Annotated in this window: 11 protein-coding genes and 1 pseudogene; 9 read left to right on the forward strand and 3 right to left on the reverse strand. The window is 51.3% G+C overall.

Annotated elements, in window-relative coordinates:
* Positions 1 to 380: 380 nt before the first annotated feature.
* Both NWF35_RS07095 and NWF35_RS07100 read right to left on the reverse strand, forming a co-directional pair.
* Positions 381 to 695, reverse strand: coding sequence for a glycoside hydrolase family 18 protein (locus NWF35_RS07095; protein WP_435873853.1), 315 nt, complete (start codon positions 693 to 695; stop codon positions 381 to 383).
* Positions 696 to 710: 15 nt separating this feature from the next.
* Positions 711 to 1,034 (reverse strand): hypothetical protein, encoded by a 324-nt coding sequence (locus NWF35_RS07100; protein ID WP_301238363.1) that lies wholly within the window; start codon positions 1,032 to 1,034, stop codon positions 711 to 713.
* 595 nt (positions 1,035 to 1,629) lie between these two features.
* On the opposite strand from NWF35_RS07100, the gene NWF35_RS07105 reads away from it, so the two are divergent.
* Both NWF35_RS07105 and NWF35_RS07110 read left to right on the forward strand, forming a co-directional pair.
* Complete coding sequence (locus NWF35_RS07105) at positions 1,630 to 3,285, forward strand: hypothetical protein (protein WP_301238364.1); 1,656 nt, start codon at positions 1,630 to 1,632, stop codon at positions 3,283 to 3,285.
* A gap of 104 nt (positions 3,286 to 3,389) precedes the next feature.
* Complete coding sequence (locus tag NWF35_RS07110; protein ID WP_301238365.1) at positions 3,390 to 5,525, forward strand: S8 family serine peptidase; 2,136 nt, start codon at positions 3,390 to 3,392, stop codon at positions 5,523 to 5,525.
* Between the two features lie 56 nt (positions 5,526 to 5,581).
* Here the strand turns inward: NWF35_RS07110 and mnmA are convergent, their stop codons facing one another.
* On the reverse strand, positions 5,582 to 6,679 hold the full coding sequence (gene mnmA / locus NWF35_RS07115; protein ID WP_301238366.1) for a tRNA 2-thiouridine(34) synthase MnmA: 1,098 nt from the start codon (positions 6,677 to 6,679) through the stop codon (positions 5,582 to 5,584).
* A gap of 183 nt (positions 6,680 to 6,862) precedes the next feature.
* Between mnmA and NWF35_RS07120 the strand changes: the two are divergent.
* The 7 genes and pseudogenes from NWF35_RS07120 (at position 6,863) to NWF35_RS07150 (ending at position 13,334) form a co-directional block, all read left to right on the forward strand.
* Positions 6,863 to 8,217, forward strand: a pseudogene (locus tag NWF35_RS07120) (TrkH family potassium uptake protein).
* Between the two features lie 140 nt (positions 8,218 to 8,357).
* Entirely contained in the window at positions 8,358 to 9,083 is a 726-nt protein-coding gene (locus NWF35_RS07125) for an ABC transporter permease (RefSeq protein ID WP_301238367.1), read from the forward strand.
* A 5-nt stretch (positions 9,084 to 9,088) separates the two neighbouring features.
* Positions 9,089 to 10,156: an ABC transporter ATP-binding protein gene (locus NWF35_RS07130; protein WP_301238497.1), complete on the forward strand. Its 1,068-nt coding sequence runs from the start codon at positions 9,089 to 9,091 to the stop codon at positions 10,154 to 10,156.
* Positions 10,157 to 10,269: 113 nt separating this feature from the next.
* A complete protein-coding gene (locus NWF35_RS07135; protein ID WP_301238368.1) occupies positions 10,270 to 11,193 on the forward strand; it encodes a tetratricopeptide repeat protein in 924 nt (307 codons plus the stop codon).
* Positions 11,194 to 11,287: 94 nt separating this feature from the next.
* On the forward strand, positions 11,288 to 11,617 hold the full coding sequence (locus NWF35_RS07140) for a hypothetical protein (RefSeq protein ID WP_301238369.1): 330 nt from the start codon (positions 11,288 to 11,290) through the stop codon (positions 11,615 to 11,617).
* A gap of 110 nt (positions 11,618 to 11,727) precedes the next feature.
* The gene (locus NWF35_RS07145; protein ID WP_301238370.1) at positions 11,728 to 12,159 is read left to right on the forward strand and encodes a MerR family transcriptional regulator; all 432 of its coding nucleotides are present in this window, start codon (positions 11,728 to 11,730) and stop codon (positions 12,157 to 12,159) included.
* A gap of 5 nt (positions 12,160 to 12,164) precedes the next feature.
* Positions 12,165 to 13,334 carry an MFS transporter gene (locus tag NWF35_RS07150; protein WP_301238371.1) on the forward strand — a complete coding sequence of 390 codons (1,170 nt, stop codon included), beginning with the start codon at positions 12,165 to 12,167 and terminating at the stop codon, positions 13,332 to 13,334.
* Positions 13,335 to 13,481: the final 147 nt, after the last annotated feature.

A 13,481-nucleotide genomic window follows, 5' to 3' on the forward strand; every position in this document is an offset into this window, starting at 1 on the left:
CAAACAGTGCGGATACACCATCCACGCTGATCTGAATGGGGCGATCAACATCGCCAAAGCCATTTCAGGGTTAGTAGCCTAGCACACTGGTAACAGGTGTGCCGCCCATCCGGGTACGTGCTAACCGGGTGGGACGGGCTGATGACACAGCCCTAGCTTGAGGGTTGCCCGAAACAGAAATGGACTGAGGGCGTTAACCACTCAAGAATCCCACGGCTTTAGCCGTGTGGAGTGTCAACAGATACGGTTCATGGTTTGGATCACGTTTGGAGGGACCTTCCTTTCCGAAACAACACTTGCGCTGGTGAATATGTCTAGGGTTCGGGAGATGTCCGATCTGTCTTCCAAAGTTGGCCGGCCCACGGCAAAACCACTTGGATTTACTCCACCGGCATTTTGGTGACCGCAAAGTCGAGGACCTTTACCAACCACGTCAGCGGGGTTCTGGGCCCCGGCTGTTTTATGCTGTAGTTGAATGTCATGATGTTCACTTTGTCTGCATCTCGGCCAAGGTATTGCCAGTCTTGGGCGAGCTGCCCGGACCATCTTCCCGGTTCCCGTGTCTTGGGAAAGACGGAGATGTGCAGTTGTTTTCGCTTGGCGTGCAAATTCCGGGCGATAAGCGCGACAAAGTCAGACAAACGCTCCCGGTCCTCGGCGAGGAGCGGCTCCAAATTTAATTCCACACCGTCGATCCGTTGCTGTTCGGCTCATTGGTCGATTCGTTTAGCCAAGATACTTCGGTGGTCTGCCGTTGCCAACCAGTAATGCAGACGCTTGGGATCCCCCCCCCCGTTTCCCAAAGAATAGATGATTTCGATCCGATGTTGTCGTGCCAGTGTCAGGGCTTTTTCGTTCGCTCTCGCCGAAGGAGTGAGACCGATGGTACCGTCCGGCTTTAGTTCGTACCGAAAGAAATACACTGTGTCTATGGAGGCAGTATGTTGTTGAAAGGAAGTGATGGCTGCATCCGTTTGCCAATACGATATATAAACGGCCACCCTTGGACGGATAGTAGATGCTGGCGGGTTCACGGTCGGCGGCGCGACAACAGGTGGTGACGAGCGGGATCTCCTAATATGGTCTGATGAGGGATGCTGATCGGTTGAATGCCGAATGCCAGCGGTTATGTAACGGTGGTGGTACCGGTTTTTTTACATCCAAGTTGGGGAAGGGCCCAGATTCATTGTCCGTGTCTCCCCAATCATCCTCTTCTTCCCAACCGTACGGTTGATCTCCTCCGGCAAACGATCGGGTTGAAGACGGGTTGGAAGGGATGTGCTGCGGTTTTGCCGCCTTTACCAGAGGGACTCATCGGTTATCGCGTATAGAACTACCACACTTGATGTACCTGCGATCAACATAAAGAACAAAACAGTCCAAGGGTAAAGGATAAGCCCCGCCACTGCCACGATCGCTGTTTCTCGGGTGGAGATAGCGGCTTCGGGATATAAATCATAATCATTCCGCATGGTGCTATCCTCTTAAAAAATGGGTTCATGTCCATCATAATGAAACAGATCTGTGGACAATTGTGCCAAAGGACCTATTTTTGTTCCTGGTTTTCATGGAAGGAAAAGGGATTCTTCGTATCGTAATAAGCGGTAGTGGAAAAAAGGGGGAGCTTTCATGTGGAAAATGTGGTGTGGGCTGTTGTTGGCGGTTTTGTTGTGGGGAACGGCAGAAACCGGGCAGATGATTCCCCAGGCACAGGCAGAGGCAAGAAAGGCAGCGATGCTGGCGGACTATGCCATGGAAATCAGAGAGAAAACGCCACGGTCCGATGGGATTTACCATGTGGATACGCCCGCTATGATTCAACGGTTGAAGGAATTGAATATCAATACCTATTATTACCTGGTGTGGCATGAGCGGACTGATTGGGATGATTTTGTGCATGAATTCATGCCTGCAGCTCAGAAAGCGGGTATTCGCGTCATTGTTTATCTGGTCCCGCCGACAGAATCTACGGGGACGAGAAAATCGTATCCGTATGTAACAGATTATCTCGCATGGGCACGGGCGATTGCGGAGATGTCGAAGCAATATCCCAATCTGATCGGTTGGGCGATTGACGATTTCAGTCACAACCTCGATTTCTACACCCCTGCATATATGGAACAGATGAAGGAGACCGCAAAAAGCATCAATCCCGATCTGCAGTTTTACCCTGTCATGTATTCGGTGGCGTTGAACGAGGATTTCCTGAAAACGCACGGTGCTTATATTGACGGAGTTATTTTGGCTTACCGGGATGACCCTTACCGAAACACGCAAATCTGGGCGACCGAACCGGCGCAAATTGAACAGGCGAGCGCGCTCACTCAAAAATACGGATTGGACCTGATTTGGATGGTGTACGCGTCCAAATTGTCCCGCACGCCGGCCAATCCCAGTCCCGTTTATGTGCGGGAGGTGTTGCAGACGGCGCTGGACGCAGTGCGGGACGGGAAGATGGATGGAGTGGTCACCTACTCGTTGGCCAAGGAAAATCTGGCCGAACCGGAGGATCAGAAAGCGGCCGACGGAAATGGTTATCTCAGTTTCTTCGTTCCTGCTGCGGTAGCCACCCAACCTGGTGATCATGTGGATGCCACGCAAACGATCCGTTCGGTACCCGGTCAGACGGATTCGTACAAGCTCACCTTTCGGACAATGGACGAAGGACCAAATGCTCCCGGATATCATGTAAAGCAGCTGCTGATCGACGGGCAGGTCGTTTGGGAAGAGGACGTCGCAACGGAACTGACCGATCTCAAATGGCGGGAGATCAGCCTCGATTTGACGCCGTATCTGAAAGGGAAGTCCAAAGCGACGCTGACATTTCGGCTGATCGAAAAAAATAGCGTCAACAACTATTGGACCAATGTCGGTTTCGATTCGATCCGTACGGAAGGGTTTAAACTGGACAATCCCGAATTTGAAACCGATGCAGGTTGGACGATCGAACGGGATATGCCCCGTTTGATCGGTGAAATCCTGCATTATGACCCCGAACGGCAAGCGCATACCTTTCATCATGTCAACACCACGTATTTGACATACGGTTTGTTTGATGACATCCGATTGGCACATATTGACGAAGAAGTGAAAAGCAATCTGGTGACCACCGCCGAAAATGCGATGGATTACTATTTCTCCGAAGAAATCGGCAACGCACTGAATCAACTGGAAGCGTTGGAAAACAAGATTTCGGCACAAGCGGGCAAGGAGATCCCTCAGGAGACGGCAGATGCGTGGTTGAAGAAAATTGATGCTATCCGCGGGTTATACCAGACACAGTAAAAAGAGCAAAAATTTTTTGTTATATATTTTCAGTATAGAAGGATTTGATAGAATAAACGAAGTATTGTATATAGTCCAATGATATCAAAATTGGGGGGGACAGGATGCGCAGCCGAACTCGAGTGTTGTTCGCAGTGTTGTTGGCCGTTCTGCTCACAGTTACCGGTGTTTCCGTACCGGCTTCCGCATGGTATGATCCTTCCAGCGATCAGACGGTGGTCAGGTCGGGAGAAGACGGGTATTACTTTGTCGAGTTGAGCGATCCTGCCATCGCGGAGTACAACGGTGGAATCCAGGGATACGCCAAGACGAAGCCCGAGGCGGGTCACAAGATCAGCATCCAGTCCGAAGCCGTGCAATCTTATGCCAATCGATTGAAGAGCGAGCAAGATGCGGTGAAAAATTGGCTTCGGAGAAAGGCGCCCAAAGCACGGGTCGTGACAGAATATGAGATCACTTTGAACGGTTTGGCCGTCAAAACCAACGGCACCGACCCGAGTATCCTGCGTCAGGCACCTGGAGTCAAGCGGGTGGTCAAAAGCATCAAGTACCGCCCGGCAATGGATGTGAGCCACGAGATCATCAACGACATCCCGATGTGGAAATCCGGATATGACGGGAAAGGGATCAAAGTGGCGGTCATCGACAGCGGGATCGACGCCAAGCACCCCTTTCTCACCGATCCTGATCTGAAAACGCCTGAAGGCTTCCCCAAAGGGGACACCCGTTTTACCAGCAAAAAGGTGATCGTCGCACGGGTTTACTCTCCGGACCCGACCAAAACACCTGAAGCGATCGACAGTCACGGCACACACGTTTCGGGAACGATCGCCGGCATCGCGAATTACCAAGATCCGTCCGGTGTTGCGACGAAGCCTTTAAGCGGTGTCGCGCCGAAGGCATATCTGGGTAACTACAACGTGTTTCCGTGCAGCGATTGCGAAGCGGATAGCATCTATATCGCCAAAGCGGTGGAGGACGCGGTACGGGATGGCATGGATGTGGCGAATCTGAGCTTGGGCGGCCCGGCTGAACCGGGGTTTGACCTGCTGGCAGAAGTGGTCAACGCGGCTGTCGATGCTGGGATGGTCACCGTCATCTCCGCAGGGAACGAAGGACCTGGACCGATGACTATCGGTTCTCCCGGAACAGCGGACAAGGTGATCACGGTTGCCGCTGTGACCAACAAGCACTTTATCGGGTTACCGATCAAAGTGACGGTGGACGGAGTGGAGAAAACTCTGCCGGCCGGCTCTTCCGCACCTGGCGGACAAATCCAGACACGGGTGGCAGCGCCGCTGGCCGTCGTCACTGATGACAATGGTACAGCCTGTCAGGGAATCACAGCCGATCTCACCGGCAAAATCGCCGTGATCAAGCGTGGTGGATGCACGTTTACGCAAAAAGCTGCAGCGGCTCAGGAAAAGGGAGCTGTCGGCGTGATTTTGATAAACAACACTGATGGCGATCCCACTGCCATGTTGGTGGAAGAAAGCGTCACGATTCCGATGGTGATGGTGTCGATGAATGACGGGGATTGGATTTTGAAGGGACAATCGGCATCCGCCGTGTTGGAACCCCTCCCCGAGCGAGAATTTCTCACGACCAACGACAGTTATATCGCCAACTTCTCCTCCAGGGGACCGACGGTAAACTACACGCTGAAGCCGGATGTGGCCGCAGTCGGGGTAAATGTTTACTCCAGCGTGGTGGGAGGCGGTTTGGCGTCATACAATGGTACCTCGATGTCGGCGCCTCATGTTGCCGGAGCAGCGGCCTTGTTACAACAGGCTCACCCCGATTGGACACCGCAGGACATCAAAGCGGCATTGATCGGTACCGGCAGGGATCCGAAGAGTGCAGCCAACCCGTTGGAAGTGGGCGGTGGAATCATCGACGTGGCCGCGGCCAATAAGCCGGTCGCTTTGGCCAATCCGGCGAGTCTGAGTTTCAAAATCGTGCCGCCCAACGGGCAAAACAGCAGCAAAACCATGCAGGTAACGGTCAAAAACACCACAAAAACCAAACAGACGTATTACATCATCGTTGACAACAAAGGAAATGTCAAAACAAGCGCCACCTATCTCACTGTCAACCCGGGAGCTGAGGGCACGTTTAAAGTTACGGTTTCCGGTAAAGGAAAAACGGTGGGTCTGGATTATACCGGATACATCACGTTGTTGGCCAAAAACGGCAAGAAGATTCGCATCCCATACCACTATCGGGTGGATCACAACTAAAGCAACAAGCCCGGACCAATGCGGTCCGGGCAAGTTTTTGATCTTGTTGTGCAATGTCAGGATGCTTCTTTTTTGTGGGTTGTGTCGATGATGCCGCCGCCGAGGCATACTTCTCCATCATACAACACCACGGATTGTCCGGGTGTAACGGCCCGTTGCGGACGGGCGAATTTCACCAAAATCGTGCCGTCTTCCCGGGGGTGTACGACCACTTCTTGATCCGGTTGGCGATAGCGAAATTTGGCGGTACAACGGAAGGAGTCCTTCGGCGCTTCCCCGCTGATCCAATGTACGTCGGTGGCGATAAGGTAATCGGAATACAGAGCAGGGTGATCGTGTCCCTGTGCGACATAAAGAATATTGTTTTCCAGGTCTTTGCCGACCACAAACCAGGGTTCACCCGTTCCGGAACCACCGATCCCCAGACCGTGACGCTGACCCAATGTGTAGTACATCAGGCCGTCGTGCCGACCTTTGTACTCACCGTCCAAGGTGCGCATTTCCCCTGGTTGGGCTGGGAGATAATGGCTTAAAAACTCTTTAAAATCCCGCTCGCCGATAAAGCAGATTCCTGTGCTATCTTTCTTTTTGGCGGTGGCCAACCCAGCCTCTTCGGCGATGCGTCGAACTTCTGGTTTGGTCAGGTGTCCGATGGGGAACAGCGTACGTGCCAGCTGTTCCTTGCCGACCATATAAAGGAAATACGTTTGATCCTTATTGGGATCAGCCCCGCGCAGCAGTTGAATCTCTCCATTCGTTCGGCGTATTTGGGCATAATGACCGGTGGCGATGTAATCAGCTCCTAATTGCAGGGCTTTCTCCATGAATTCGCCGAATTTGATTTCCTTGTTGCACATGACGTCCGGGTTGGGCGTACGGCCTTTGCGGTATTCATCGAGAAAGTAAGCGAATACTTTGTCCCGGTATTCCTTTTCAAAGTTGACCGAGTAATACGGGATACCAATTTGGGCGCAAACCCTTCGGACATCTTCAAAGTCTTCCGTTGCGGTGCAATTTCCGAACTCGTCGGTGTCATCCCAGTTTTTCATGAACAAACCGATGACGTCATATCCTTGTTGCTTCAACAGGAGTGCGGAAACCGATGAATCGACGCCGCCGGACAAGCCGACGACGACACGCGTTTTTTTACTCATATGCTCAAGTCCCCTTTCGTCGTGAATTGCCGGATCAAGGGGGAACGCAGTTCGCTTGTTCCTTCCTATCTTCTCCATTATAATCAAAACCAAGTGATGGACATAGTATACCAAATGGAATGTCGCATCCCACTTATTTAAAGTTAGTATATCACAGATGTCAAGGGTGAAAAGTAAGGGATTATGACGGATACTACTATAGGCAAAAGAAAACTGACACCTGCTCAAATTTTGGTGATTGGGTTCGCCGTAACTATCCTGATCGGTGCCTTGTTGCTTACTTTGCCCATCTCAACGGAAAACGGTCAGCCGCTTCAGTTTGTCGATGCGCTTTTTACGTCTACCTCTGACGTTTGTGTGACGGGTTAGGTTGTTCGCGATACGGCGACGACCTTCAGCACATTTGGGGAATTGGTCATTCAGGTAGGCGGACTGGGATTCATGACATTCGCTACTTTTTTGGCGGTCTTACTGGGGGAGAGAATTGGAGTAAAAGAACGGTTGGTTTTGCAGGAAGCATTTAATCAGTTGAAAATGGCAGGCGTCGTCAAGTTGGTTTTGTATGTCGTTCTCATCACCTTCACGATCGAAGGGCTGGGAATGGTCGCATTGGCCTTTCAATGGGTTCCGCAATTCGGATGAGAAAAGGGCATATACTATTCTTTTTTTCACGCGGTTTCTGCTTTCAACAATGCGGGCTTCGACTTGTTCGGTGATGTGTACGGGAAATTTTCCGGGTTGACGCATTATGCCGAATCACCGATTGTTAGCTTGACCATTTCTACTTTGATCATTCTCGGAGGGATCGGTTTCATCGTCATCGTGGAGCTTCTGCAATACCCCCGAACCAAACGGTTGAGTCTACATACCAAGCTGGTCTTGTCCGTCACGGCAATTCTGATTGTGGTCGGTACACTGTTGATCATGCTGGTGGAATGGATGAACCCCAAAACACTGGGCCCCATGTCGTTTGGTGGTAAAATCTTGGCCGCATACTTCCAATCAGTCACATCGCGGACGGCTGGTTTCAATACGGTGGACATTGCAGGATTGTATCCGACGACACATTTCTGATCGTGATTTTGATGTTCGTCAAGGCTTCACCCAGTTCGACGGGAGGCGGGATCAAAACGACGACATTGGCCGCCATCTTGTTGGCTGTGTGGTCCATGGTACGGGGACATGACGAGGTGGAGTCGTTCCGACGTCGCATCCCCGGTACCCAGGTGTATAAAGCTTTGACGGTTACTGCTGCCGCTATGACGTTGGTGATAGCCGTGACGATGGTGTTGACCATAACGGAAAGTCAACATCTGCAAGGCATCTTTTTGAAGGCACTGTTCGAAACGGTTTCGGCTTTCGGTACGGTAGGTCTGACAATGGGATTAACGCCGTATTTGACGATGGCGGGCAAGTTGCTGATCGCGTTCACGATGTTTGCCGGACGGCTTGGACCGGTGACCATCGCGTTTGCCATCGCCAAACGAAATGAACAGCGCCCGTTCCGATATCCAGAAGAACGGCCGTTGATCGGATAATGAAGGATCAAGTGGTTGGAGGAAGAGCGTGTTCAGCTACCAGGAGGGATGGTTTGGGTACCGATTATGAACGGGGCGGATCATCATGGTGTGAATAGGATGAGGAACGGATGCCGGATCACCAATGGGGGGACCCGAGCATGAGACAAAGCTTGTCAGGGACGGCTATCTTGTTGATCTCATCGATTGTAGGGGTGCTTGCTTGGGGAGTGATATTGATTTTTTCCCCGGATGGGTGGCCAGCAATAATTGAAGCGGCACCCAAGTGGCTGGGTGTATGGTTTGGGTCGGTGACGGTGGGCTTGATTGTGACGGTTCTCAACCTGGCGGTGGCATTACCCGCAGCAAAAGTGTTGTCTCGTGTGGAATGGAAGGGAAAACCGACCATACCAGCCTACTTCCTGTTTGTGATCGTACTTTTGGCTTTCGCTTTGACCATGTTGGGGACGTACAAAGGGCCAGTGGATTTGGTACTGATGGTGTTCATCCCTACCATCCCTATTTCTATCTTTATACTAACCTATGCTTATCAGTCTATCGGGAAAGAAATGGTGGAGCAGGCCAGTACCTTGGGTGCTTCACCGATCCAGGTGTTTTGGACGATTACACTGCCTCTGTTGCGTCCCGTGATCGAAGTGGTTTCTTTGCTGGTTTTTTTTACTGCAGTTGGACAATCCCTATTGATCTGGTGGTTGGAAGGCGGTCGTGCCCTTGGCATTCCCGTTTTGTTTCATGGTTTGCACCGCAAGATCGCTACAGTTTGCTTGTTCCTGTTTGTTGCTTCCGGTACCGCTGCAATCATCTGGATGTGGTGGAGGGAGCGACAACATAACAGCAAACGTTCGCAAGGGGAGGGATGCGGTTGAAAGAAATGCTGAGGTTGGAAAAATGGACCGCATCGCAAAACAGGAAAACAGTGCTGAAGGACATACAGCTATCGGTGCATCAAGGGGAAATTCTCGCCTTGCTCGGCCCGGCTGGCGCAGGAAAAACCATCTTGCTCAAAACTATTGCCGGGCTGCATCCGAATCAGCGAGGTCGCATCTGGTTAAACGGCATGGATATCACGGCACAGTCCGCCCATCGTCGCAATGTAGTGATGGTGTTTCGGGAAGCACTGTTATTTCCTCATATGACAGTGGCAGAAAATGTGGATTATGGGTTGCGTTTTCGGAAATTGCCTCCGGATGAACGGAAAAACATGGTTCACAACGCATTGGCTTGGTTCGGGATGGCGGAGATGTCGAACCGGATGCCATCGGAGCTTACAACTGATCAGCAACGTCGCGTTTCACTTGCACGTGCATTGGTATTGCAACCCGATCTGTTGTTGCTGGACGAACCAATGAGTGATTTAGAACCATGGCTGCGGCAAGATCTGCGGATCCTGCTGAAAGAATTGTTGTACAAGCTGGGAATGACGGTGATTTACTCCACACGGGATCGCGAGGAAGCGGTTCGATTGGCGGATCGAATCGCCATCCTGCATCAAGGTCGTATCCTGCAGGAAGGAACGGCCAGACAGTTGGTCGACAAACCGGTTGCACCGGATGTGGCGAAGTGGATGGGATCAGCCGTTCTCATCCGGGGAGTTTGGCGAAAAAGGGTGTGGGAAACGGATGTCGGCTCTTTCCCCGTTGCCATGTTTCCCCGTTCTTTTCCGGAAGGAACGATTGTCAGCGGTGCGATCTATCCCCGTGACCTTCAGGCGGCAGGCTGGTCACAGCCCATTGGGGAGCGAACGCTGCGATTGGAGGGCAAATGGGTGTTATCTGCAGATACGGGAAGGGAATATCTGCATCACATTCAGTTGGACAATGGTGTCAAAGTGTCTATCTCAAGTCGACGTCCATTGGAACGAACGGAAAGCGGACGGGTCGCCCTGTTGGTGGAAGCGGATTGCATCCCGTTGTTTGCAGATGAGAAACATTTGTTATAATGATAGAAAAACATGATTCTTCCGATGGTATGATTTGTCTTTTATTTCTAAAAAATGTTGTCGTAGTGGAATCATGAGGAATCTGAACCTTGCAATTGAATGGAGGGCGAAGCGTGGGAGAAAAACAGATGATTCCACTGTTCGACGGAGTCGGACACCCAGTGTGGCTGGACCGGGAAGAATTCCGTAAAGAGGTGATTCCCGAACATTTGAATGCTGAATGGAATCATCCGGAGGAATTGTATACGTTTGTGGTGCAGATTTTTCGGGACGGTTTTGTAGAAGAAGCTGACCGTGGCGCCGACCGATTGTTGGAGTTGTACAACCGAGCTGAAGGTGTCCTCCTGTTGAAATCGCTGATTCTTTTGCGCAAGGGGGAAGATGAAGAAGCGGAAACCTTGTTACGTGAATGCATGAAGAAGTACCCGGATCGTGGCCTGGCACACACCTATATGGCCCGTATTTATGATAAACGGGGAGACCGGGAACGCGTGATCGAATCGCTGCGTCGGGGACTGGAGCTGGAACCCAATCAGGAGACGGCGCTATTGTGGTGGGTCGATCTGATGATCGAAGAAGGCGGCAAGAGTAAGGCAATGGACGAACTGAAGCCGTTTGTGGAAAAAGAAGGGGCTTGGTGGCCAAAATTAATCGCGGGCCGTCTCCATTTGGAAGAGGCGGATACCTCGGCAGCCGTTCATTTCTTCAGCAATGTGTTGGAATGGTTTCGATCCGAGCGGGATGAACAGACGCCCCCGTCGTTTGATGAAGAGGTAGCACTGATGACGATCGTCACCATCTTGAGTAAACATGGATGTAAGAATGAATTAATCAAGCTGTGTGATCAGTACTGGCGGGCAGAATACTCCACGCCTTTTGCTGTCTTGGATTATGCGCAGGCGCTGGTCGAAGCAGGACGTGTCCGGGAAGCAGTCGATCGGTTGCAACAAGCTTTCAACTTCGTCCTTCCCGAATATGTGCACTTGGTGGAACGAAAACTGGTGGAACTGAATCAAAAGTTTTCGTTGAAAACATGATGTCCCGACTGAAGGGACAGTCAGTATCATGTGGCCTCCGGTTATTGTCAAACGGAGGCTTTCTTTATATCATGAAAAGAAGGAGTGTGAACGGATGAGCAATCGATGGTATGAACTGATTTACGACGAACGTCTTCGAATTGAACGCCCGGTGTTGCACGTGGCATATGATCAGCTGACTTTGGAGCAACAAGACGAGTTCGAAATGGTTTGTCAACGGGTATGTGCCCAGATTCCCCCGCAAATCAAGCTGCTGGAACAAGCGTATATGGATTGTTATGAGCGCTTGAAACAGACAGACGAGGACGAGGCGTTTTATGAGACGATGGAGAAAATGAATGACATTTCCAGCCGCATATGTGATCTGAATGTTTTGTTTTTGCAAATTGAAGGTAGTTTTTTGGCCAGTCGAGCGCATACCTGACCAAGCAGGATTCTCCGCTTGGTTTTTCTTATGCTTAACGAAAAAAATTAACGTTGACGTAAACGTTAATTTGTCGGTACAATGAATATCAATTGAAGAGGTGACCTGCCATGGCTTGGCTCAAAATTGAAGATGTAGCAAGGAAAACGGGATTAACAAAGCGAGCGATCCGTTATTACGAGGAGATTGGGCTGTTTCAGCCCAGCCAGCGCAGTGGCAGCGGATACCGCCTCTATACGGACGAAGATGTCCAAGAGCTGAAACGCGTGGTGGACATCAAGGAGGTACTGGGATTTTCGTTACAAGAAATCCAGCAGTTTTTGGAGCTGGGCAAACGCATTGAGGCATATCGTCGGGAATACAGCCAAGCCACGGATCCGACGATGAAACGGCAGGATATCAAGGAGATGCGGGAAGCTTTGGAACAGCAATTGGAGATGGTGGAAGCGAAAATGAAGAAGATGGTGGCGTTTCAGCAAGAGGTGCGAAACATGCTGACCCAGCTCCAGCAGATCGAAGAGAGCAATGGAGAGGGAGGGTGAAAAGCGTGGGCTCGACGATACATGATGAACATGAGCGACGGGCGAAGCGCGGTATTTTGACAACCTGTTTGGCGGCATTGTTCGGTTTCATGGGGATCGGGGTGGTGGACCCGATTTTGCCGATCATCTCAAAACAGATCGGCGCGACACACTGGCAGGTGGAAATGCTGTTTACCAGCTATATTTTGATGATGTCGATTATCATGATTCCCAGCGGGATTTTAGCTGCTCGTTGGGGTAGCAAGCGTATTCTGGTATCTGGACTCTTCCTGGTGGCGGTCTTTGCGTCTGCTTGTGCGATGTCATCCACCATCGGACAATTGATGGCATTTCGTGCTGGGTGGGGAATGGGCAATGCGATGTTTTTCGCCACATCCATGTCCATCTTGATTGGGATGGCCGCCAACTTGGATCAAGCCATGGGTTATTATGAGGCCGCTTTGGGCATGGGTATGTCGTGCGGCCCGTTGCTGGGTGGATTGCTCGGTCAGTTTGGGTGGCGTTACCCGTTTATGGCCACCAGTGTCTTGATGCTGTTGGCATTTGTACTGACGCTTCTCCTGGTTCAGGAGCCGGCCGGTCAGAAAATCCGAAGCGCCGGGTTCGGCGACTTTGTTTCCGCCCTTACCTATCGGCCCTTTTTGTTGGTGGGAGTAGCGGCGATGCTGTACTATTACGCCTTTTTCACTGTTTTGGCCTATTCACCTTTGCTGTTGAAACTGGATGCCATCTCTTTGGGGTTGATTTTTTTTGGATGGGGTGTCGGCTTAGGGATCGGTTCCACTAAGTGGGCGCACGGATTGTTGCATCGTCATTCGCCGATGTGGGTGGTCCGGTTAGGAGCCGTACTGATGGCGGTCGTACTACTGTTGGTGCTGATGTCGCCCAACAAAGTGATTACGATCGCGGTGATCGTGTTGTCTGGTTTCGTGTCCGGGCTGAACAACACCGCTTATTCAACACTGGCAATTGAGACGTCCCAAGCCCAACGGAGCATCGCTTCGGGTGCCTACAATTTCATCCGATGGCTGGGTGCCGCCGTGGCACCCGTGGCGGCCGGATTCGCCTCCACGTACTTTCCGACGGCGCCGTATGCGATTGCGTTGTGCTGTATGTTGGTATGTGCAGGCTTGCTGATGTCAGCCAAAAGCACGCAGACACCTGTCGCATCCTGATGAGAATCCGTCTCCATCCCAGGCTCCGCTGTCATTTTCCAGCGGAGCCTGTTTCCCCTACTTTTATGGTAAAATAAACCTTTTTACATTCGCTCATCCTTTACTAAAATAAAGAGGGGCGAATATCAATATAGAAAGGTGGGGGAA

This window comes from Polycladomyces subterraneus, from assembly GCF_030433435.1.
Taxonomy (GTDB): Bacteria; Bacillota; Bacilli; order Thermoactinomycetales; family JIR-001; genus Polycladomyces; species Polycladomyces subterraneus.

Bases quoted from the DNA above. Each gene is read 5' to 3' on its own strand.
- NWF35_RS07105 (WP_301238364.1), top strand. From the start codon at position 1,630: ATGTGGAAAATGTGGTGTGGGCTGTTGTTGGCGGTTTTGTTGTGGGGA.
- NWF35_RS07110 (WP_301238365.1), top strand. From the start codon at position 3,390: ATGCGCAGCCGAACTCGAGTGTTGTTCGCAGTGTTGTTGGCCGTTCTG.
- mnmA (WP_301238366.1), bottom strand. From the start codon at position 6,679: ATGAGTAAAAAAACGCGTGTCGTCGTCGGCTTGTCCGGCGGCGTCGAT.
- NWF35_RS07125 (WP_301238367.1), top strand. From the start codon at position 8,358: ATGAGACAAAGCTTGTCAGGGACGGCTATCTTGTTGATCTCATCGATT.
- NWF35_RS07130 (WP_301238497.1), top strand. From the start codon at position 9,089: ATGCTGAGGTTGGAAAAATGGACCGCATCGCAAAACAGGAAAACAGTG.
- NWF35_RS07140 (WP_301238369.1), top strand. From the start codon at position 11,288: ATGAGCAATCGATGGTATGAACTGATTTACGACGAACGTCTTCGAATT.
- NWF35_RS07145 (WP_301238370.1), top strand. From the start codon at position 11,728: ATGGCTTGGCTCAAAATTGAAGATGTAGCAAGGAAAACGGGATTAACA.